The organism is Salinivibrio sp. IB574 (assembly GCF_001996205.1).
Classification (GTDB): Bacteria; Pseudomonadota; Gammaproteobacteria; order Enterobacterales; family Vibrionaceae; genus Salinivibrio; species Salinivibrio proteolyticus.
This window is the reverse complement of sequence record NZ_MUFN01000004.1, coordinates 71,311-91,859: the sequence shown is the minus strand read 5'-3', so window position 1 is coordinate 91,859 and position 20,549 is coordinate 71,311. Positions and strand designations below refer to the sequence as shown.

Here is a 20,549-nt window from a genome sequence, read left to right as displayed (position 1 = left end):
ACAATGGCGTTTTCAGTACAACCCGATTCCATGTTGCCAGACATTGGCGATCATGAGCGCGCGATGGTTGAGCAAGAGGTAAAGCTCGCAGTGACCGATGTAAACGGACAATCGTTGGGGTATTTGGCGATGGTGCCGGATGCGCAGCGTTTCCTGACTCTGACTCAAGACACCAATGAGGCCTTAAGCTTTATCAAGACGCCCTGCAGTGTTAATGCAGGTTACTATCAATGGTCGTTTTTTTATGATGACATTGAGTATGGGCTGGATTGTTTAATTGATCCGGACAGAAACAAATGTCGACTCTATGCCAATGATCATGCCGCGGCTGCACCATCATGGAAGTTGGGCTATGACAAGGAGCTGGGTCCTCTTATGATGGCAGCTCCTATCTCTGCGATTGGTCCCGGTACACGTGTTGCAGTGACGTCTGAAGACGCAAGTGTCCCCAATGTTCTTGTGGGCGCGCTCGAAGGAGGTGTATTAATTCATGAAGAACCAAACTAACCCTCTCTAAATCAAGTTGTTACCTTTTTCTTCGCCAGCGCTTAGCCGCTGGCTTTTTTGTTGGGTAATGCTCACTGTCTGTATACGAGAATGAATCAGGTTTCATCTCATTTGTGCAACATGTCAAAAATAATAGATCTAATTTGTCTGACATGTGAGACATAAAGATCTGCATCGAGCGTGCGAATTTGCATTGTAAACAAAAGGTTAAATAAATTGTAAATAATAATATAGTCAATAATGCTGATTGATTACTCAAATAAAGCAAATCCCACTGCAGAAAAAATGCTTTTTGATGCATAGCTTTATAAGCGTGCTTGTTGTTTTTTGTAGGCAATTATGACTTTCTACGTTTAACCATTGTAAGGAATACAATATGTTAAAGCATGTTCTTAGCTGCTGTATCGCATCTGCACTCGTGACTGCTTCACCCTCTGTGCTCGCAAAACAAGAGGACGGTAAACAAGCGATTGCTCAGCAGCAAACGCTAGCTCCATTAGTGGTTGCATCAGACAAGCAGGGTATTGAGGACCAATACATTGTGGTGTTTAAGCAACCAATGACACTCAGTGATGATCCACAAGCGTTAAAAACCTTCACACAGCAAACGGTTTCCAGCATGGTCAACCAACACGCGGTTAAGGTTGAGAAAGTGTTTGATCGCTCGCTGAGTGGTTTCGTGGCCAAATTAACACCAGAGCAATTGCGTGCGCTACGCATGGATTCACAAGTTGATTTTATCGAACAAGATAAGACGATTTCCTTGGACCCGGTGATCACCCCAAGCGCCAACCAGAGTAACCCAGTTTGGGGGTTGGATCGCATTGATCAACGTAACCTGCCTTTGGATAACAATTACAGTACCAACTTTGATGGCACAGGTGTGACAGCGTATGTGATTGATACTGGCGTGACAACGTCACATGTTGAGTTTGGCGGTCGTGCTCGCTCTGGCTATGATTTTGTTGATAACGATAATGACGCCTCAGACTGTAACGGTCACGGTACCCACGTGGCCGGTACTATCGGCGGTAGCCAATATGGTGTCGCCAAAAATGTCGACATCGTTGGGGTGAGAGTCCTTAGTTGTAGCGGCTCAGGTTCAACGTCCGGCGTGATTGGCGGTGTTGACTGGGTGGCAGCCAATGCCAGTGGACCGTCAGTGGCAAATATGAGCTTGGGTGGCGGTGTATCAACCGCACTGGATAGAGCGGTTGCCAGTGCCGTGCAATCGGGTGTGAGCTTTATGTTGGCAGCAGGGAATTCCAATGCCGATGCATGTAATAGCTCTCCAGCGCGTGAGCCAAGCGGTGTCACCGTGGGCTCTACCACCAGCAGCGATAGCCGCTCAAGCTTCTCAAACTGGGGAAGCTGTGTCGATGTGTTCGCGCCGGGCTCTCGAATCAAGTCAGCATGGTATGACGGTGGCTATCGCACCATCAGCGGGACATCGATGGCGACCCCTCATGTTGCGGGTGTGGCGGCTTTATATTTGCAAGAAAACAGCAACCTATCTCCTGCGCAAGTAGCAAGCTTGATCAGTAATCGTGCCAGCATGGGTAAGATCAGTGACACGCGTGGAACGGTCAACAAATTGCTCTATAGCCAAGCTGACAGTAGCTGTGAGCCGGATTGCGGCCCGACGCCAGATCCCGAAGGTGAGCTTAAAAATGGTCAGCCGGTTTCGGGCATCTCTGGTGGCCAAGGAGCGCAACGCTTTTTCTACGTGGATGTAGAAGCCGGTCAGCGCCTGAGCGTGAATATCAGCGGTGGGTCGGGTGATGCAGACTTATATGTTCGCTATGGTGCTAAACCTACGCTGTCGAGCTGGGACTGCCGTCCATATAACTATGGCAACAGTGAAGTGTGCACGGTGCAGAGCACCCAGAAGGGACGTTATCATGTCATGTTAAATGGTTATACCGCCTTTAGCGGTGTAAGCGTCACAGCACGATATTAGTAGCTGGTGCGCGCAGTTGGCGCGACCATGATGACTCATACTAATCAGACAGCGCGGCAATCGCCGCGCTTTTTTGTGTACGCCTATTGGCTGTATTGGGTTAAACAATCGCACAGTAACGAGATAAAGCCTTCACGGTTGACCTTCATCGCCACATCAGCGTTAGCGGCATGCCCGGTCACTCGATAGCGATCAACCACAGTCATTCCGGTGGTGAGTTTGCCTTGTGTTTCTATATCTACCCATACGGATTCACAATCGAACAACTCAGGTTTGATAAGCCAAGCAATCGTGCAAGGATCGTGGAGGGGAGAGCCGTCGAGTTGCCACTTAGGATCGCGGTGATAACACATAAAGAATTCCAGCCAGCCTGCGACAGTTTGTGCCACGGGATTATCAATGGCGCGGATCGTGGCGACGTCGGCATCTTTGACCAAGGCTTGGTGGGTCACATCCAAGCCAAACATGGTGATAGGGATCCCTGAGTGGAACACACGGTGAGCGGCTTCAGGGTCAACATAAATATTAAACTCGGCAGCCGGAGTCCAATTCCCCAAGGTGACCCCTCCGCCCATAAGAACGATACGCTTGATGCGATTGGCGAGGTGCGGATAAGTTGCAAGCAATAGCGCGACATTGGTTAGCGGACCGGTGGCGACGACGGTTATCGGTTGATGGCTAGCTTCTAACACGCGTGCCATCACACTGATGGCATTATCGGGTTGAGCGTCCATCGCGGGTGCTGGCAGTTCAGGGCCATCAAGGCCTGATTCACCGTGGACATTATTCGCCACCACAAGGTCGCGCAGCAGAGGCTTATGGGCTCCCCCTGCGACAGGAATGTCGTGGCGATTTAATAAGGTGAGGATCCGTCTGGCGTTGTAAAGCGTCTTATCCAGCGTCTGATTGCCGGCACAGGTGGTAATGGCCTTAATAGTGAGCTGATCGAGTGCACAAGCCATCACCAGCGCGATAGCATCATCGTGTCCCGGATCGCAATCAATGATAATAGGTTCACCCATTGCACACTCCTTTTCATTGTGTGTTCGGTTGCGGCGTTTCGCGGTCTGGCGTTGGCAGTGATTGTGCTGATTGGGGCCAGCCACTCATTTCATGATTTGATCACGCTACGTGTGATTTCGACTGGTGACTGTGAGCTAGCTCGTTCTATTGAGATTGGCTGGTTGAGGTTTGTAACAGATGAAAAAGATATCATCAAAAATGTGATGCCTAGAGTAACATTATGTCAACATGTCATGAACGAAAATGTGGTAGTTACATCATTTTGCAAACAATCCAATCAATCTAAACATTGGTAATAATTTGGTCTGTTAATCCACAATTAAGCCATTAATTAAGAATAATATGTTGGTTATTAAAAATATTGCCAGTTTATGTGACAAGTTTTTAACAAAACAATTAGTACATATATCTATTACATCTATGTGATATATCCGGTCGAACTCGCTACTATGCAACCGCACAAAATATTATAAATAAGAGAGTTTGACGTGAACCAAACTATAGAAGTCTCCGAAAAGAGTGTATCCACTCGCTGGACCCAACATGACACCCACTGGGCGCTCAGCCTATTTGGCACCGCTGTCGGTGCTGGGATCCTGTTCCTTCCCATTAACCTTGGTATGGGTGGGATCTGGCCGTTAATCATCATGGCGGTGCTTGCTTTCCCCATGACCTTTATGGCGCACCGCGGGCTTGCACGTTTTGTGCTCTCCTCTCGCCATAAAGATGCAGATTTTACCGATGTGGTCGCCGAGCATTTTGGTGCCAATGCGGGCCGGATGATCTCGGTGTTGTATTTCCTTTCTATCTTCCCCATTTTATTGATATACGGCGTCGGATTAACCAATACGGTAGACAGCTTTTTAGTCAATCAACTGGGATGGGTATCCCCTAATCGTATCTTATTATCTGGTGTGTTAGTGGCGGGCATGATTGCGATCATGCTGGGTGGAGAGCGCCTCATGCTGCGCGCTTTCGCCGCTATGGTGTACCCCTTGGTGGCTATTTTGGCATTTTTGTCGTTCTATCTTGTACCATCGTGGCAAACGCCTAACTTGACCCTACCGCCGATGAGTGAACTAGGCATGAACCTGTGGCTTGCGGTGCCTGTGGTGATTTTCTCGTTTAGTCATGCAGCGGCGATTTCAAGTTTTGCTAACATTCAGCGTCGCCACTATGGCAATGATGCACAAGGCAAGTCAGAGCAAATTCTTAAGCGCGCGGGCGTGATGTTAGTTGCTTTTGTGCTCTTATTTGTCTTCTCGTGCGTGCTGACACTCACGCCAGCACAAATGGCGGAAGCGAAAGCGCAAAATGTGTCTGTGCTTTCTTACCTTGCTAACGTCACCCACAACCCCTTTATCGGTACGCTGGGCCCGCTTGTCGCATTCATTGCGATCACATCGTCGTTTTTAGGGCATTTCCTTGGCGCGCGTGAAAGCTTGAATGGTTTGGTCACCAAACATAGCAAGTTGACCTACAAGCAAGCTGATAAGCTGGGCGTTGTGGTGATGTTCTTTGCCATCTGGTGGTGTGCGGTGATTAACCCCAGCATACTTGACATGATGGGGGCATTATCAGGCCCTGTGATTGCGATGATCCTCTTTATTATGCCCACTGTCGCGGCTTATAAAGTCAAAGCATTGGCGCATTATCGCGGTAAAGTAGGCACTTACTTTATCTTTGTCACTGGTATGCTGGCAATTTCAGCGCTGCTTTATAACCTGATGGGTTAAAACGGTACGCTGTCGCCCGACGAAAAGCGCCTTAGGGCGCTTTTTTATTAGCTTTACTTATGTATTTCTAGTGAATATCTTATCCGAATCGATATGCGCGCATCCTTTAGTAGTGACAGATAAACCTAATAAAATCAGCCGTTAGTGTCACATTCATCATGATTTAGCTTGGCTTAATTTGTTAGGTTTTGAATCAGCCCATATTATGTAAATCCCATCTCTCTTCTTGCACAATAGGTTGATAATTATCAACTTTCATTTCTGTGTCTGCCTCGATGATAAGCCCAATGTTGATTGAGCATGAGGGCGGTTTATGACACATCCAACTGAAACAGAAAGACAAGTGACATGGGGGTGTTACTTGGCATTGATCTTCGCGGTCGTATTTTTCTCGGGGTTGTTGCAATCCAATCAATGGTACGGCGTGTTTGATTTTACTACCTTGAACGGATCCTTCGGGCAGGTGGCTTATCAAGCGACAGCGGCGGCGGATGGGTCGGTGGAGGTGGCAACGACGTCACTTCGCGGCAAAGGCGGGAGTGGTGCACGAGACGGTTTTATTTTTGCGCTGACCCTTATTCCCACGGTGATGTTCGCACTCGGTATGATCAGTGTGCTTGAGCACTATGGGGCACTTGATGCCGCGCGCAGACTCTTAACCCCACTATTGAAACCCGTATTGGGCATCCCCGGCAACTCAGGATTGGCATTAATTGCCTCTATGCAGAGTACAGATGCGGGGGCGGCGATGACGCGTCAACTCAAAGATGAAGGTTACTTGACCAAACGGGAAACGGATGTGTTCACCATGTTTCAGTTCACGGCTGGGGCAACCATCGTCAACTTTTTCTCATCAGGTGCTGTGCTATTTACGCTGACGTTGTCAGATGGCTCGTTAGCCGTGACCTCGTCGATTGGTCTCGCGATTGGTGTGATCTTCTTGTTTAAGTTCATCGGCGCCAATGTATTTCGTGTCTACCTCAATATCACCGAGGGTAAAGGGCCACAGCGAGACAAGTCTCAATCCTATCAAGAGGAGCACGCGTCATGACTCATTCTTCCAGCAGTAAATCCATGATCACTGACATCTTTGTCGAAGGGGCAAAGAAAGGTTGGCACATTGCGACGACGTCGACGGTTCCTAATGTGGTCATGGCGTTTGTGATTATTAAGGCGCTGCAAATCACCGGGTTATTAGGCTTGATGGGCGAGGTGTTTTCACCTGTGATGGCGGTGTTTGGCTTACCCGGCGAAGCGGCTGCCGTGCTAATGGGAGCATGGATGTCAATGGGAGGCGCGGTTGGTGTGGTGATCACCTTGTTTGACCAAGGCATTCTCACCGGCACCCACATTGCGATTTTGGTCCCCGCTATCTATTTAATGGGCTCACAAGTGCAATACATCGGCCGAGTAATGGGCCCGATTGGTACCGAAGGCCGTTATATCCCCATCATGGTTGGCATTTCGATTCTGAATGCTTTTGGTGCGATGTGGGTAATGAATCTTTTACTTTAGGAGGCATGATGATGTTTTCTTTGCAACGCTACTTGGATGAGTTAGCGCCTCTGGTGAATGTCGACTGTGGCACGTTCCAGCGCGACGGCATTGAGGTGATTGCAGCCTTGATGGCTGATAAGTATGAAAAAATGACAGGCTGGCACATTAAGCGTGTCGATTGTGGTGAGGCAGGGGTGGGATTAGAGATCCGAAACCAGCCCACCGATCCGCATATTGATGTGATGATGATTGGCCATATGGATACTGTGTTTCCAAAAGGGACGGCGGCTGAGCGTCCGATGCATGTGGAAGAGGGCTTTGCCTACGGCCCGGGTGTATCCGATATGAAATCGGGCTTGTTGAATATCGTGTATGCATTGCGCGCATTACCACAAGCAGAACGTGATGCACTCAGCATTTGCATTTGTATGAACCCCGATGAGGAAGTGGGCTCAATACATTCTAGTGACTGGCTGGCGTCCGTTGCACGTGATGCACGTTATGTGCTGGTGGCAGAGGCAGCACGGGCTGATGGTGGTTTAGTGAAAGCGCGTAAAGGCATGGCACGGTATAAAATAGCCATATCAGGCCGTGCGGCGCACGCGGGGAATGAACCAGAGAAAGGACGTAGTGCGATCACAGAGTTGGCTCACTGGCTGGTGACGCTCGATAGTATGAAAGATCTTGAGGCCGGCACCAGTATTAATGCTGGCGTGATTGAAGGCGGAACGGGAGCAAATATTGTGGCCGCGCATGCATCGGCACTGGTTGATATTCGGTTTTGGGATAACACCGCCTATGATGCGCTCGATCAAGCCATTCAAGCCCGCGCCTCTCATCCTTACACGCCTGATGTCACCATTGAATTGGTCCGTGAAGCTTACAAACCGGCAATGGTTCCGACGCCTGAAACAGAGCACTTGATGGGGCTTGTCGAAGCGGCTGCCTTTGATGAAGATGTTCCAATTCATTGGAAAGCGGTAGGTGGCGGATCTGATGCGAATAATACCGCTGCCATTGGGATCCCCAGTTTGGATGGTTTTGGGCCTGTTGGGGCGAATTTCCACAGTGACGACGAATACCTTCAACTGGATTCGGTGGAGCCCAGAATACGTTTACTCACACGTGTATTGTCTCGGCTCGCTGAGCAAAAAAATCACTAGTTACCCCGTCGGCGGCGACAAACAGGTGGCCGCCTTTTGCTCACTGCGTGCAGCGTTATCTCACCGTATGAGGACAATCGTCGTAACGGCTAATCAGAGCCAGTTTTGCGGTTAAATAACATTGAGTACGGCGCAGTGCTTGCCTTGCTTTTTGGCTTGGTACATAGCTTTATCTGCTGCGACGATCTCGCTATCGCTGAGCCCATCAGGATAATAGGCCACGCCTAGGCTGATCGTCACAGGCATGGGATGATTAAAGCGCGCGAGGCTTTGTCGCGCAATTTCATCGCACAATAACCGCGCTTGTGATAGTGCTCGTTCGGCACTGGAAAAGGGATGAAGAATCCCAAATTCCTCACCGCCAATACGTGCAAGGATTGCATCATTGGGCAGCAGACTTTTGGCTGTTTCTGCGACAAAGCAGATCACCTCGTCACCATGTGCGTGACCAAATCCGTCGTTAAAGGCTTTGAAATCATCAATGTCAAAGACCATCAGTGCCATGTTTTTTGGCTCTCCTTGTTTGTCTTTTAAACACTGATAAAAAAAGCGTCGGTTATATAGCTGTGTCAATGAGTCAGTGACGGCTTGTTCTTGAAGCTGGCCATTAGCGATTTGTAGCGCGCGCGTTTTTTGGCGAACATTACGTTTAAGCAGCAAAATATAACTGACCACGATCAAGACGCCGAGAGTGATCAGTGTGGGAAACAGGTAAGCGGGATAAACGGTCTCAACGTCATAGTAAACCCAACGGTTGAGGAGTTGGCGTTTGGTATCATCATCCAGCCAGTTAAATTTATTACTTACTTGATTGAGCAAAGCCGTATTGCCTTTGGCAAACCCTGCATAAAGGGTTTCGGTGTAAAGATGACGAACCGGAATAAAGAGATTTTGATTGGTGGTGGTGTAAAGATGATAATTCGCGACTTGTAAATCAGCGACGAAAGCTTGTAGCTCACCGGATAACGCCGCATCAAGCATTGCTTGGTTGTTGGGGAAAAGGCGTAATGAAACCAAAGGAAATGCCGTTTCCATAAACTCTTGCTCGTACCCACCTTTTACCACGCCAATCACATTATCTGTTTCACCAGCAAGCACATAGTCAGCGGATGTGCCCATCATGGATTGACTGAAAAAAACCTGTGTGTCGATGGCAAAAAGCGGCGTGCCGAAATCCATGAATGTGAGGCGTTCTGGCGACTGCAATAAGCCTGCGTGTACATCGGCCTGTCCAGAGCGCACCAAGTCAATGGAGGTTTGCCAATCGGTCAGTAAAAACTCAATATCATAGCCATTGCGGGTACCGAACTCTTGCCAAAAATCAATCAAAATACCTTTGGGCTCTTGGTTGCGGTCGAGGTACGAAAATGGCCGCCATGAATGAGAGTTAGCCACTTTTAGCGTTGGCTTTTTTGCCTGTTCTGTGTCGCTATGAGCCGCAAAGGACGCTGGGCTCGACAAGATGGCCAAACAGAAGACTAACGTGAAAACGACGCGCTGGGACCACAGCAAATAAGCACCCGGCTTCCACATAGATCCTATCCTTATCTTAAGAAAATCTGATTCACCACAACATGGATGAATGCACTATCAACAGTATATGAACAAAATAAATACTTGGTGGAGAGGATTGGCGTTTATTGGTGTCGCTATTCACAGAAGGAAAAGAGACAGGATGAAATGGAAGCGCGATGGCCCACGCAAACGYGGCGGGCCATCGGTTTATTTAAGCTGCGACGGCTTGGACGAGACGCGCAATCTCGTCCCATTTTTTAGCATCAATGAGCGTCGCGGGCACCATCCAAGTGCCACCGCATGCCAGCACTTTGGGTAAAGCGAGATAATCGCTCACATTCTCTTCACTCACGCCGCCGGTTGGCATAAAACTGACGGGATACACCGCAGAGAGCGCTTTTAACATGGCAATGCCGCCTGACGCTTCCGCGGGGAAAAACTTCACGGTATCCAGCCCAAGCGACATGGCTTGCTCGACTAAACTGGGATTGTTGATCCCAGGGATGATAGGAATACCACGTTGCTGGCAATGTTTGACTGTGATGGGATTCAGTCCAGGGCTAACAATAAAATCCGCTCCCGCATCTATCGCGGCGTCGACTTGCGCTGGAGTAAGCACTGTTCCGGCACCAATTAGCATCTCGGGATACGCATCGCGCATTTGACGGATAGCGTTTGCGGCTGCATCAGTACGAAAAGTAATTTCCGCGCAGGGTAGGCCGTTATCGACCAAGGTTTTGGCGAGCGGTACGGCATCTTCCGCATGATTAATCGCAATTACCGGCACGATGCGTATCGCCTTAAGGCGTTGATTCAGTTCAGTCATGAAGATCCCTTACAGTAAAACGCTTAACAGCGCTACGATAACAAACGCGATGGTTCCGAGCAGGGTTTCCATCACAGTCCAAGTTTTAAGTGTGGTTTTTTCATCCATTTCGAGCAGGCGCGACACCAACCAAAAGCCCGAGTCGTTGAAGTGCGATAAAACGGTTGCTCCACCTGCAATCGCAATGACAATAAAACATAAATCCAATTGAGATAAACCCACAGTATGCGACACGGTGGGCGCAATGAGTGCGGCCGTGGTGGTGAGTGCGACGGTGGCGGAGCCTTGTGCAACGCGCAAGCAGGTGGCAATCACGAATGCGGCCAAAATGATTGGCATACCCGTGTCTGATAGCATGGTGGCAAGTGCTTGACCGATACCGCTCGCGCGCAAGACACCCCCAAACATGCCGCCGGCGCCGGTCACCAAAATGACGGCACAAATTGGCGCTAACGAATCAGAGCACAGCTTTTCCATTTTACTCTTACCCAGCTTTTGGCCGAAGACTAGCAAACAGGTCAATAGGGTGATGAGCAGTGCAACGGGTGTTTTACCCAGCATACGCAAAAAGCCGACCCAAGCACTCTCCCCGTTGACTATACCCGCTACGCTCAGCGCGTTCAGGCCAGTATCAAGGAAAATGAGCAGCACTGGGAGCAATAAAATCATTAATACAGTTGAAAAGGCGGGGTAATCCTTTTTGCTTTTAAACATGACTTCGGTGTTTAAAAACGCTTTCGCGAGGGGGATATTGAATTTCTTACCCGCATACAAGCCAAATAAATACCCCCCTAAATACCAAGTGGGGAGCGAAACCAGTAGCCCGACGACGAGAAGCAGACCCATGTCGGCGCCGAGTAAATCGGAGGCAGCAACCGGACCGGGATGTGGCGGAACGAAGGTATGCATAACCGCAAACGCGCCTGCGACGGGAAGAGCATACTTTATGGGGGAGCCACCTAAGCGTTTCGCGACACTAAACATGATGGGCATCATCACAATTAGCCCAGCGTCAAAAAAGATAGGGAAACCGAACAGTAACGAGGCGATCCCGAGTGCAAAGGGAGCACGCGCTTCGCCAAACCGAGCGATCAGGGTATCGGCGAGCACATTTGCACCACCGGTGACTTCGAGGATCTTCCCGATCATCGCGCCAAGCCCGACCAGTAAAGCGACCGATGCTAGGGTGCCGCCAAAGCCGCTCATCATGGTTGGTACCACCTTATCGACAGGGATCCCTGTGGCCAATGCAGTACCTAAACTGACTAGCGTGAGTGATGCAAACGCATGCACCTTCAGCTTCATTATTAGGAGTAATAACAGTGCGATAGCGCCCAATGCTATCAAGAGTAGGGTAGTGGGTTCAGGGCTTTGTGCGAGTAGTTCCATGGCTCACCTCTTCCGACCAGGATGTTTGTGTCAAACTTCACAAATCTCATAGTTACCGGTAACATGTTACCGGTAACCACACTAAGATAAAGACAATTATTGAATGCGTTATCAAAAATGAGATCTGGTTAAAATCTCGCTAAGGAGTCGGTATGGCAATTGGCAGTGTGATTGTGATGGGCGTCAGTGGCTCGGGAAAAAGCACCCTAGGCGTGAAATTGGCAGCGCGCTTGAAGGCCAAATTCATCGATGGTGATGACCTGCATCCACGGGCAAATATCGAGAAAATGGCAAGTGGGCAGCCGCTTGATGATGATGACCGTACGCCATGGCTATGCCGGATCCGTGACGCTGCTTTTAGTCTCGAACACAAACAAGAATATGGGGTGATTGTATGCTCTGCCTTGAAGCGTCGTTATCGCGATCTCATTCGTGAGGGCAATCAGAACGTCACTTTTTTGTTTCTCGACGGCGATTATGCGCTGATCCTCGCAAGACTCAGAGCGCGCAAAGGGCATTTTATGAAAACCCATATGCTGGATAGCCAGTTTGCGACGTTGGAGGCGCCGGGTGACGATGAGCCTGATGTTGTCCGCGTTGCTATTGATGCAGACATTGATACTGTGGTGACACGTGCCGTGCATGCCTTAGCAGCCATGGAGGATCGGAAATGACACACCCGACTTTAATGGCCGTGACAGAGGCGTTACGCCAGCGCAGCCAACCGACGCGCACCGCGTTTTTGCGTCAGACTCAACAGCAAGCTGATACAGGGAAAGCGCGCACCACCCTATCTTGCGGCAACATGGCTCACGCCGTGGCGGCGTCGTGTCAACAAGATAAACAACACATGCTGGATATGACCACCGCCAATGTGGCGATTATCAGCGCCTATAACGATATGCTTAGCGCGCACGCGCCCTATGCTGACTACCCTGAACAAATCAAAGCGGCGCTTCAACCTTTGGGCCACACGGCGCAAGTCGCAGGCTGTGTGCCCGCGATGTGTGATGGTGTCACACAGGGCCAGCCGGGAATGGAGATGTCCTTGTTTTCACGTGATGTGATTGCTCAGGCAACCGCGATATCGCTAAGTCATAACGTATATGATGCAACATTGCTGCTTGGCGTCTGTGATAAAATTGCCCCCGGGCAATTGATGGGAGCGCTCGCTTATGCCCATTTGCCGACCTTATTTGTACCCTCCGGCCCGATGGCCTCGGGGACAAGTAACGAAGAAAAAGTCGCGGTGCGCCAAGCCTATGCGGCAGGCAATCTTGGCAAAGAAGCTTTATTGACCATGGAATGCCAAGCTTATCATAGCTCGGGAACCTGTACCTTCTATGGCACGGCCAACACCAACCAACTGGTGCTTGAAGCCATGGGATTGATTCTTCCCGGTGCGGCGTTTGTTGCCCCCAACTCATCATTACGCCAAGCGCTGACCCGCTATGCGGCAACAGCGTTAGCTTCCCAATGTGCGGGAAGTGCGAATTACCGACCACTCGCCGATGTGGTGACCGAAAAAAGCGTGGTAAACGGTGTGGTCGCGTTGTTGGCCTCGGGCGGCAGCACCAACCATACGATTCACTTGGTGGCGATGGCGCGTGCCGCTGGCATCATCCTAACCTGGGAAGATATGGATGCACTTTCTCATGTTGTGCCCTTACTGGCTCGGGTCTACCCCAATGGACCCGCTGATATTAATGCCTTTGAGGCGGCAGGGAGCGTGCCCACGCTGATGGCGCATCTGCATTCGCTTGGGTTACTGCATACGGACACTGTGCCTGCTATCGGCCAGTTTAGTGACCAACTGACCACTCCACGATTAGTTCAGGGGCAGCTTGTTTGGGAAACTGCCACCCCATCAACCGATACAGCGGTCATCGCCCAGCCCGGTTCACACTTCAGTGCAACCAGTGGTTTGCGCATGCTGTCTGGCAATATGGGTAATGCAGTGATCAAAGTCTCTGCCGTGGATCCTGCGCATCGTGTGGTTTGTGCGCCCGCGCGGGTGTTTGATTGTCAGCACCAAGTCGAGCAGGCTTATCAGCGTGGTGAGCTCAACCAAGATGTGATTGTGGTGGTGCGTTTTAATGGCCCCGCCGCGAATGGCATGCCAGAGCTGCATAAGCTCATGCCTATTCTTGGCAATGTGCAAAAAATGGGTTATCAGGTCGCATTGGTGACAGATGGTCGGTTGTCGGGCGCATCGGGCAAGGTCCCTGCGGCGTTGCACGTTTGTCCTGAAGCCATGCATGGCGGTGCATTGGCGCGTGTGCAAGACGGCGATCTGATCACATTGGACGCGAAGGCTGGCGAGTTGACTTGCCATGCTGATTTATCTCAGCGTCCCGTAGCAGAGCCGCCTCAAGCGAGCCATACGTGGGGACGTGATTGGTTTGCTGCGGCGCGTCATCAGGTATCACGCGCTGACGAGGGAGCGAGCTATTTATTCTCGTGATCGCCTAGTTAACGGCGATGGTTATAAGCTGCCGCCGCTTGTGATGGTGTGAGGAACAGCTTGTATTTTTTCGGCGATAGTTTCGCCGCTTAACGCTTGAATCAAGAGTGTCGCAGCGCGCTCACCAATCAAATCACGCGGCGTCGCGACGCTCGTCAGTGTAGGACTGACCACAGTGCCAATATCGAGCGCATTGTAACCAACAATACTGAGGATTTGCGGAACAGCAATGCCTTTGGCATGACACGCGAGTAACGCACCAACGGCGAGATCATCATTGGTACAAAACAGCCCGTCACAGTTGGGATACTGAGCCAAGGTTTGGTTAAGTAAGGCTTCGCCCAAGCTAAATGAAGAATGCTCTTCGGTGGCAATACAGCGAGGGGTGAGTCCTGCCTGTATCATCGCGCGTTCGTACCCTTGTTGCCGCAGCTGAGTACGGGTATCTAACCGAGCCGCCAAGTACACGACCTGTGTTTTCCCTTTATTGATCATCGCTTGAACCGCATCATAAGCGGCTTGCCCATGATCAAGCCCAACGGCCATATCAATTGGCTTTTCTGGAAGCTCCATTGTCTCTACCACAGGAACAGCGGCAGTCTTTAGCATTTGTAACGTACGTGGGGTGTGGTTAGTTTCAGTGAGGATCAAACCATCCACTTGATAAGACAGCAAAGAGGCAATTTTCTCTTCCTCGGCCTGTTCGCTATAACCGGCGTGCGTAATCAAAATGTCGTAGCCATGCGCTTTGGTGACGCGTTCAATTCCTTGTACCAAATGAGCAAAGACTTGGTTAGACAGCGAGGGGAGCACAATACCAATGGCTTTACTTGATGATTTAGATAGCATCGCAGGGACGCGATTTTGAATGTACCCCAACTCTTCAATCACCGCCGCAATTTTGTCGCGTGTCGCGGGTGCAACTGACTCAGGATTGCGCGTATAGCGAGAGACTGTCATTTTGGTCATCCCAACGCGATCGGCAATATCTTGTAAAGTAGCGCGATTTCTTTTGTCTTTCATCTCAATGCACTAGCTGAAAATGTTACTTGTAACATTAGAGCAATCCCATGTCGGATAAGCAAGCAAAAAGGCGTCTAAGGGGTTAGATATGCGCGCAAGATGGGTGGGGTCTCGCTGCATTATGAGGCATCCAAAGGTGTCCAAGACATCAACCGTCAAGCGGATGCGAATTTGTATGCGGCGAAAGCGGGTGGTCGGAATAAAGTGGTGGCGTGAAACGGTTAAGGCGCCACCTTGCCACGTAGGGCTTTGGTTTGGCTCTTACGTTTTTTCGCATCCACGCGGCGTCGCTGTGAGGCCTTGGTAGGCTTGGTGGGTTTACGTTTTTTCTGCTCTACCATCGCGCTTTTGATTAACGCTTGTAAGCGCTCTAGCGCATCCTCTCGGTTTAGCTCTTGAGTGCGATAGTTTTGCGCTTTTATTACCACTATGCCCTCTTTGGAGATGCGCGAATCAGACAGAGCCATTAATCTGGCTTTGTACGCATCAGGCAGTGACGAGGCTTGGATATCAAAGCGTAGATGAATGGCGCTCGATACTTTGTTGACGTTTTGCCCGCCTTTCCCTGCGGCGCGGATGGCCGTGAGCTCAATTTCATTGTCGGGAATCGCCACCTTATTCGATAGAGTGAGCATTCAACCTCTCATGCATGAAGAAAGGGCGCAGTGTACACAGAATAAGGCCTGCGGCGCAAATAGGCCGGCAGGCCAGAGCGGCTGAATCCGTGTGTTAGGGGAGATCAAATACCAGTGCTTGGCTGGTTTCATTGCTCTTATTACTGAAGGTTACATGAGGGATATCTTCAATTTTTGCGCCATCACCGGGGGCCAGAGATGTCGTTTCAACGTCGAGCGTGCCCGCGACCTGATGCACATAGGCATGGCGTCCAGCCTCCAATGGCAAGGTGACCGATTCACTGGGCGGTAGAATAAGCTGTAGCAAACGCGCATCTTGTTTGATGTGTAAGGTGCCATCTTCCCCTGTTGGGGTAGCGATAACGGTAAAGCCAGCCTGCTTACCAAAATCTTTTTGCTGATAGCCCGGCTCTCCGCCTTGCTCATTGGGCTCAATCCAGATTTGCAGAAAGCGCAAGGCTTGGGTTGACGAGGCATTATACTCACTATGATAAATACCGCGCCCCGCCGACATCAGCTGGAACTCGCCAGCGGGCAAGGTTTGTCGGTTGCCTTGGCTGTCTTTGTGTTCGATTTCCCCTTCCAGCACCAGACTGATGATTTCCATATCACGGTGTCCGTGGGTATCAAAGCCTGCGGCGGGCGASACGATATCATCATTGATCACACGCAGTGCAGAGAAGCCCATATGTTGGGGATCGTAATAGCTACCAAATGAAAAAGTATGGCGGCTTTGTAGCCAGCCAAAGTTGGCTTGACCGCGATCGCTGGCATGACGGACGGTAATCATAATGTTTCTCCTCACTGATTCGATGTTGAACAGCGGTGACGCTGAACAATAGCTGCAGTGTAGAAACAAAAACGCCGTGCGAACACGGCGTAATATTGAGCATCTTGTTCTAAAAAGCTGAATGATCATGGAGAAAACGGTAAGCGATGAAGCTAGAAGTAGAAGTAGCTAGTAATATGGCCACTGATCTCTTCGCTGTCCCAATGCTGATAGCGTGCTTTACTGCGGATGGACCAATCTGAAGTCACACGCCAGTTCCATGTCATATCCACTTGTGAATGTGACAGTGAATCACGATTAAGCAGGGGAAGGTATTGGGCTTGTAAACCGAGGCGGTGGTCATCAGCAAGCTGCCAAAGCAAGCCAGATTCAATCCCTGTTGAGAGATTTAGTTGGTCATCACTGGCATCGCCATGCGAGAGTGCCGTGGACCACAGAGCGTAAGCATGGAGACCATCGGCCTCGCCCCAAGACTGACCTATACCGCCTTGTGCAAACCAACGACTGGACGGCTCTCGCGCAGTGGGTAGACGATCAAAACCCGCGCGGATATTCCACGACAGGCTAGAAAAAACCGGCTTTTTGGGGGCGATTGTCATGGCATCGATCAGATAGAGCTTATCCAATTGTGTCTCGCCGTCTTCATCATGACTCACTGCCACATCGACAAAACTGATTTGCGCGCCAGGGACAAAGCCATCTTGAGGATCCAATAAATCATGATAAGCAGCGCGCCATTCGAGTGTTAACGCATCTGGACGATACCTCGATGCCCTTGCGCCAATTCCAACGCGTGCAGATCCGTGTCCTCTATTCGGTGCGACACTGGTATTAGCGACGGGTTCAAATGGAGAGACGGCGCTGACTTGGCTCCTTAGTGCGAGTAGCTGAGTAAGACGCTGTGCATAAGGGTCTCGAGGAAGCCCTTGATCATAGAAATCGAAGTTGAGCCATTCGTACGCAAATTCGTAAATTGCCGCCAGCTGGTCCGCACTATATTGCTGGTGGTCGGGAAAATCGCCATTTTTTGCTTTTTGTGCTGCTGCAAACACGATTGGAGACGTTTGCTGCGACATATTTAACAACCGGGTGCCAAATGACGCGCGGAAGTTGGGCGTTTCAATCAAATCATTATTGGCGAGCGTTTTAACCGTATCTGAAGGAATCGCTTGAAAAGGGAAATCATTGACTAATTGCAACTCTTCGCGAGCCAGCTGTAGCAAGGCGAGCAGTTGGTATGAGCAGTTTTCATCGAGAAAGTAGTAATCGAAGGTTGCGCGTTGCATTTCCCATAAGTGCAGGAGTACCCGGTTAACCTCTTGTTCGGAGAGCTTGAGAGCATACTCCCAAATATCGCGAGACTCAATGTCATTGTACTCTCGGACCTTACGGTAATAAGGCATGACGGTAAACTGTCCCGGATAGGCGCCAAACAAGCCTTTTGCGGCATACAAAGCAGCGTTATCGTTTTCGCTTGGTTCGGCAGCAAAGTTGACGGCGAAGGCGACTAATTCTTTGTTGCGGGTCTGATCCTTAGCATCAATTCGTACTAGGGTGTGGCCGAACATGGATGACGGGTTATTCATAAATGCTGTCGGGAACACTAACGTCATGGCCTCGGGGTCAAGCACCTTTTTCCAGCGCTCAAGTTCGGGGCAATCGAGTATGGCAGTACGCCCTGCTTGAGACTCGAGCCACGTATATCGTGCTGGATAACGGCACCGTGTAGCCTGTGCCACAGCCGTGTCGGCATGATAAAGCGCGTCAATGGTCGCCGTGAGCTCTTGTTTTGGCTCCGTCTTTCCGTGAGGAGAAAGGAAGAAGGTTTGAGAATCGATCGTACTCTCATAACCAGAAAATGTTTGGGGTAAATAGTGACCAAGTTTAAGCCAATACGTGTGCTTAGCTAAATTGGGAATGTCAAAGTCACTTTTCTCGGCAAACGTAGGCGCGCTAAACAAACAGAGAATAATGAGACTAATAGAGGAAGATAGAGAGGCGAAAGCGTTGAGAAGTCTCATATCAGTACAACGAGTTATATATGAAAACATGAAAGTGCCCGAGTAGGGCACTTTCGTACTCTATCCTGACCAAGTTGGAGAGGATATTATCAGCGTTTCATCACTTAGATTTTATACGCTGCAAGCTGCTCATTTTGAGCAACAACCGTGTTTAGGTTGGTCAGTACTTCCTGTGAAGTTACTTGCTCTGAGGTCACGATAGACGCAAAGTTTTGCTTAGCAACGTCGTTAAATGCTGCTTTGTCTGCATCTTTGATGCCCCATACTTCAGAAAGCGTTGCCAAGGTTTCACCTTCACCACGTGCGATATCACGAGCTAGGTTGTCCATATTTCCGTCGATGAACATAGCTAGTTTCTGCTGTGAATCAATGGTGCCAGTACCGTCACAGCCCAATGTACCAAAGGTAATACCAAAGGTTTGGTTACCTGAAGTACCGTTAGTGGTGGCGCCGAGAACTTTGTAAACTTTGCCTTGTTGGCCATCAAATACCATTGTACCCAGACCACAACCGATATCAGAGTCTGCCATTGCAGCGCCAGAAAGAGGAAGAGTCGCAAGAGCAGCGATTGCAATTAGTTTTTTCATGGTAATCCTTTTGATTAAAAAATGTTGGTATTCAGCATTTCTCTCCCCGTCTTCGTTCTCAAATGTGAGAATAATAGACAGAGCGACGCCAAAAATTTGGTCTGACGATTCTATTGATTGTTTTGTATAATTTCAACTACACCCAATAAACTTGGGGGTAGCCACCCAAAAATAGAAAAAAACGCACTACAAGGTTTTATGTGGCCCAAAGCACTCATAATGGAACTGTTCGTCAGGCACGCCAAGCTCGCGAAGTTGCGCTTGAATATGGCGCATAAAGCCAACTGGGCCGCAGAGATACACCTGTACCGCGGCTGGGCTGAACGTATTGCTTACCGCAGTGAGATCCATCCATCCGGTATGATCAAAGTCTTGTCCAAGCGTATCCTCGGGTTGAGGTTGGTTATACCAAATGTGCGTCTGAATATGCGCGTGCTGACGCACGAGGGTGCGGACAGAATGATTGAAAGCATGCAGTTTGCCGTTCTCGGTCGCATGCAGCCAAGTGACGGGCGCGTCATGTTCGGTCAGGCTTTCCAGCATCGCCATCATTGGCGTTACGCCCACCCCGCCAGAAATTAATACCACGGGTGCATCTTGATCCACGTTCAGTTTGAGATCGCCGGCCGGTGGCGTGAGCATCACAGTGCCTCCAACGGCCAACTCATCATGTAAGTAATTGGAGACCTGACCTTGTGGCTCCCGTTTTACTGAGATCTGATAATGCTGGCCGTTAGGCGCATGTGACAAACTGTATTGGCGAATTTCTTGATGTTCAAAGCCGGTATGATTCACGACAATGCCAATGTATTGCCCGGCCGTAAAAGGCGCGACGGGCTGACCGTCTTGAGGGGCAAACACAAAACTGGTGACTTGTTCACTCTCGGGGCGTTTTTCAATCAACGTAAATGCTCGCTGCCCTTGCCAGCCACCGATTTGGGCGTGGCTATCGTCATAAAGCTGCTGCTCTTTGGCGATAAATACATCCGCGAGCACTTGATAGGCTTCAGCCCACGCATCGAGCACGGCTTGCCCCGGCGAAAGTAGCTCATCAATGGTGGCCAATAAATGCTGACCGACAATCGGATAGTGCTCAGCTTGGACCAGCAGGCTGGTATGTTTGTGAGCAATCTTCTCTACCGCACCCAATAAAGCAGGCAAGTTGTCAATGTTCTGTGCATAGGCACAAATCGCGTTAAACAGTGCTTCCCGCTGATCGCCATTTTGCTGATGGCGGAGGTTAAAAATGTCCTTTAACTCGGGGTGATGGTGGAACAGCCGTTGGTAAAAGTGGGTCGTCAGCGTCGGACCAGTTTCGGCGAGCACAGGGGCAGTTGATTTAACAATATCAATGGTTTGTTGGCTTAACATTAGCGTCTCTCTAAACATGTATGTTCAATGCATGTTTTAAGT

18 protein-coding genes are annotated in these 20,549 nt (G+C 49.9%); 8 read left to right on the top strand and 10 right to left on the bottom strand.

Translation table 11 applies throughout. The features are described 5' to 3' along the window. Positions 1-3: 3 nt before the first annotated feature. Positions 4-507 carry a hypothetical protein gene (locus BZJ17_RS03180; protein WP_077639747.1) on the top strand — a complete coding sequence of 168 codons (504 nt, stop codon included), beginning with the start codon at positions 4-6 and terminating at the stop codon, positions 505-507. A gap of 376 nt (positions 508-883) precedes the next feature. Further along, positions 884-2,467, top strand: coding sequence for a S8 family peptidase (locus tag BZJ17_RS03175; protein ID WP_077639746.1), 1,584 nt, complete (start codon positions 884-886; stop codon positions 2,465-2,467). An 83-nt stretch (positions 2,468-2,550) separates the two neighbouring features. On the opposite strand, the gene rihA is transcribed toward BZJ17_RS03175, so the two are convergent. Then, positions 2,551-3,489, bottom strand: coding sequence for a pyrimidine-specific ribonucleoside hydrolase RihA (rihA, locus tag BZJ17_RS03170; RefSeq protein WP_077639745.1), 939 nt, complete (start codon positions 3,487-3,489; stop codon positions 2,551-2,553). Between the two features lie 489 nt (positions 3,490-3,978). On the opposite strand from rihA, the gene BZJ17_RS03160 reads away from it, so the two are divergent. The 4 genes from BZJ17_RS03160 (at position 3,979) to BZJ17_RS03145 (ending at position 7,886) form a co-directional block, all read left to right on the top strand. Next, positions 3,979-5,226, top strand: a complete 1,248-nt coding sequence (locus BZJ17_RS03160) for an HAAAP family serine/threonine permease (RefSeq protein ID WP_077639743.1) — start codon at positions 3,979-3,981, stop codon at positions 5,224-5,226. A 313-nt stretch (positions 5,227-5,539) separates the two neighbouring features. Next, entirely contained in the window at positions 5,540-6,277 is a 738-nt protein-coding gene (locus BZJ17_RS03155; protein ID WP_077639742.1) for a nucleoside recognition domain-containing protein, read from the top strand. Next, positions 6,274-6,741, top strand: coding sequence for a YjiG family protein (locus BZJ17_RS03150; protein ID WP_077639741.1), 468 nt, complete (start codon positions 6,274-6,276; stop codon positions 6,739-6,741). The genes BZJ17_RS03155 and BZJ17_RS03150 overlap by 4 nt, the downstream gene beginning before the upstream one ends. Before the next feature lie 8 nt (positions 6,742-6,749). Beyond that, positions 6,750-7,886 carry a M20 family metallopeptidase gene (locus tag BZJ17_RS03145; protein WP_077639740.1) on the top strand — a complete coding sequence of 379 codons (1,137 nt, stop codon included), beginning with the start codon at positions 6,750-6,752 and terminating at the stop codon, positions 7,884-7,886. Positions 7,887-7,997: 111 nt separating this feature from the next. Here BZJ17_RS03145 and BZJ17_RS03140 read toward each other — a convergent pair whose 3' ends face one another. The 3 genes from BZJ17_RS03140 to BZJ17_RS03130 all read right to left on the bottom strand — a co-directional run bounded on the left by BZJ17_RS03140 (position 7,998) and on the right by BZJ17_RS03130 (position 11,616). Further along, positions 7,998-9,419, bottom strand: coding sequence for a sensor domain-containing diguanylate cyclase (locus BZJ17_RS03140; RefSeq protein WP_077639739.1), 1,422 nt, complete (start codon positions 9,417-9,419; stop codon positions 7,998-8,000). Positions 9,420-9,612: 193 nt separating this feature from the next. Continuing rightward, positions 9,613-10,227, bottom strand: a complete 615-nt coding sequence (locus BZJ17_RS03135; protein ID WP_077639738.1) for a bifunctional 4-hydroxy-2-oxoglutarate aldolase/2-dehydro-3-deoxy-phosphogluconate aldolase — start codon at positions 10,225-10,227, stop codon at positions 9,613-9,615. A gap of 9 nt (positions 10,228-10,236) precedes the next feature. After that, on the bottom strand, positions 10,237-11,616 hold the full coding sequence (locus BZJ17_RS03130; RefSeq protein WP_077639737.1) for a GntP family permease: 1,380 nt from the start codon (positions 11,614-11,616) through the stop codon (positions 10,237-10,239). 152 nt (positions 11,617-11,768) lie between these two features. Between BZJ17_RS03130 and BZJ17_RS03125 the strand changes: the two genes are divergently transcribed. Continuing rightward, the gene (locus tag BZJ17_RS03125) at positions 11,769-12,290 is read left to right on the top strand and encodes a gluconokinase (RefSeq protein ID WP_077639736.1); all 522 of its coding nucleotides are present in this window, start codon (positions 11,769-11,771) and stop codon (positions 12,288-12,290) included. Beyond that, positions 12,287-14,080, top strand: a complete 1,794-nt coding sequence (gene edd / locus BZJ17_RS03120; protein ID WP_077639735.1) for a phosphogluconate dehydratase — start codon at positions 12,287-12,289, stop codon at positions 14,078-14,080. The genes BZJ17_RS03125 and edd overlap by 4 nt, the downstream gene beginning before the upstream one ends. A 21-nt stretch (positions 14,081-14,101) precedes the next feature. Here edd and BZJ17_RS03115 read toward each other — a convergent pair whose 3' ends face one another. From BZJ17_RS03115 to hmpA, 6 genes are all read right to left on the bottom strand, one after another. Then, the gene (locus BZJ17_RS03115) at positions 14,102-15,103 is read right to left on the bottom strand and encodes a substrate-binding domain-containing protein (protein WP_077639734.1); all 1,002 of its coding nucleotides are present in this window, start codon (positions 15,101-15,103) and stop codon (positions 14,102-14,104) included. A gap of 221 nt (positions 15,104-15,324) precedes the next feature. Further along, positions 15,325-15,738: an alternative ribosome rescue aminoacyl-tRNA hydrolase ArfB gene (gene arfB / locus BZJ17_RS03110; protein WP_077639733.1), complete on the bottom strand. Its 414-nt coding sequence runs from the start codon at positions 15,736-15,738 to the stop codon at positions 15,325-15,327. A 94-nt stretch (positions 15,739-15,832) separates the two neighbouring features. Further along, positions 15,833-16,528, bottom strand: coding sequence for a pirin family protein (locus BZJ17_RS03105; RefSeq protein WP_077639732.1), 696 nt, complete (start codon positions 16,526-16,528; stop codon positions 15,833-15,835). 152 nt (positions 16,529-16,680) lie between these two features. After that, positions 16,681-18,549 (bottom strand): DUF4105 domain-containing protein, encoded by a 1,869-nt coding sequence (locus tag BZJ17_RS03100; protein WP_077639777.1) that lies wholly within the window; start codon positions 18,547-18,549, stop codon positions 16,681-16,683. A gap of 104 nt (positions 18,550-18,653) precedes the next feature. Further along, entirely contained in the window at positions 18,654-19,136 is a 483-nt protein-coding gene (locus BZJ17_RS03095) for a DUF3015 domain-containing protein (RefSeq protein ID WP_077578440.1), read from the bottom strand. A 186-nt stretch (positions 19,137-19,322) separates the two neighbouring features. Then, complete coding sequence (gene hmpA / locus BZJ17_RS03090; protein ID WP_077639731.1) at positions 19,323-20,507, bottom strand: NO-inducible flavohemoprotein; 1,185 nt, start codon at positions 20,505-20,507, stop codon at positions 19,323-19,325. Between the last annotated feature and the right edge of the window lie 42 nt (positions 20,508-20,549).

Bases quoted from the DNA above. Each gene is read 5' to 3' on its own strand.
- BZJ17_RS03135 (WP_077639738.1), bottom strand. From the start codon at position 10,227: ATGACTGAACTGAATCAACGCCTTAAGGCGATACGCATCGTGCCGGTA.
- BZJ17_RS03095 (WP_077578440.1), bottom strand. From the start codon at position 19,136: ATGAAAAAACTAATTGCAATCGCTGCTCTTGCGACTCTTCCTCTTTCT.
- BZJ17_RS03140 (WP_077639739.1), bottom strand. From the start codon at position 9,419: ATGTGGAAGCCGGGTGCTTATTTGCTGTGGTCCCAGCGCGTCGTTTTC.
- BZJ17_RS03115 (WP_077639734.1), bottom strand. From the start codon at position 15,103: ATGAAAGACAAAAGAAATCGCGCTACTTTACAAGATATTGCCGATCGC.
- rihA (WP_077639745.1), bottom strand. From the start codon at position 3,489: ATGGGTGAACCTATTATCATTGATTGCGATCCGGGACACGATGATGCT.
- BZJ17_RS03130 (WP_077639737.1), bottom strand. From the start codon at position 11,616: ATGGAACTACTCGCACAAAGCCCTGAACCCACTACCCTACTCTTGATA.
- BZJ17_RS03150 (WP_077639741.1), top strand. From the start codon at position 6,274: ATGACTCATTCTTCCAGCAGTAAATCCATGATCACTGACATCTTTGTC.
- BZJ17_RS03180 (WP_077639747.1), top strand. From the start codon at position 4: ATGGCGTTTTCAGTACAACCCGATTCCATGTTGCCAGACATTGGCGAT.
- edd (WP_077639735.1), top strand. From the start codon at position 12,287: ATGACACACCCGACTTTAATGGCCGTGACAGAGGCGTTACGCCAGCGC.
- BZJ17_RS03125 (WP_077639736.1), top strand. From the start codon at position 11,769: ATGGCAATTGGCAGTGTGATTGTGATGGGCGTCAGTGGCTCGGGAAAA.
- BZJ17_RS03175 (WP_077639746.1), top strand. From the start codon at position 884: ATGTTAAAGCATGTTCTTAGCTGCTGTATCGCATCTGCACTCGTGACT.
- arfB (WP_077639733.1), bottom strand. From the start codon at position 15,738: ATGCTCACTCTATCGAATAAGGTGGCGATTCCCGACAATGAAATTGAG.
- hmpA (WP_077639731.1), bottom strand. From the start codon at position 20,507: ATGTTAAGCCAACAAACCATTGATATTGTTAAATCAACTGCCCCTGTG.
- BZJ17_RS03145 (WP_077639740.1), top strand. From the start codon at position 6,750: ATGATGTTTTCTTTGCAACGCTACTTGGATGAGTTAGCGCCTCTGGTG.
- BZJ17_RS03155 (WP_077639742.1), top strand. From the start codon at position 5,540: ATGACACATCCAACTGAAACAGAAAGACAAGTGACATGGGGGTGTTAC.
- BZJ17_RS03100 (WP_077639777.1), bottom strand. From the start codon at position 18,549: ATGAGACTTCTCAACGCTTTCGCCTCTCTATCTTCCTCTATTAGTCTC.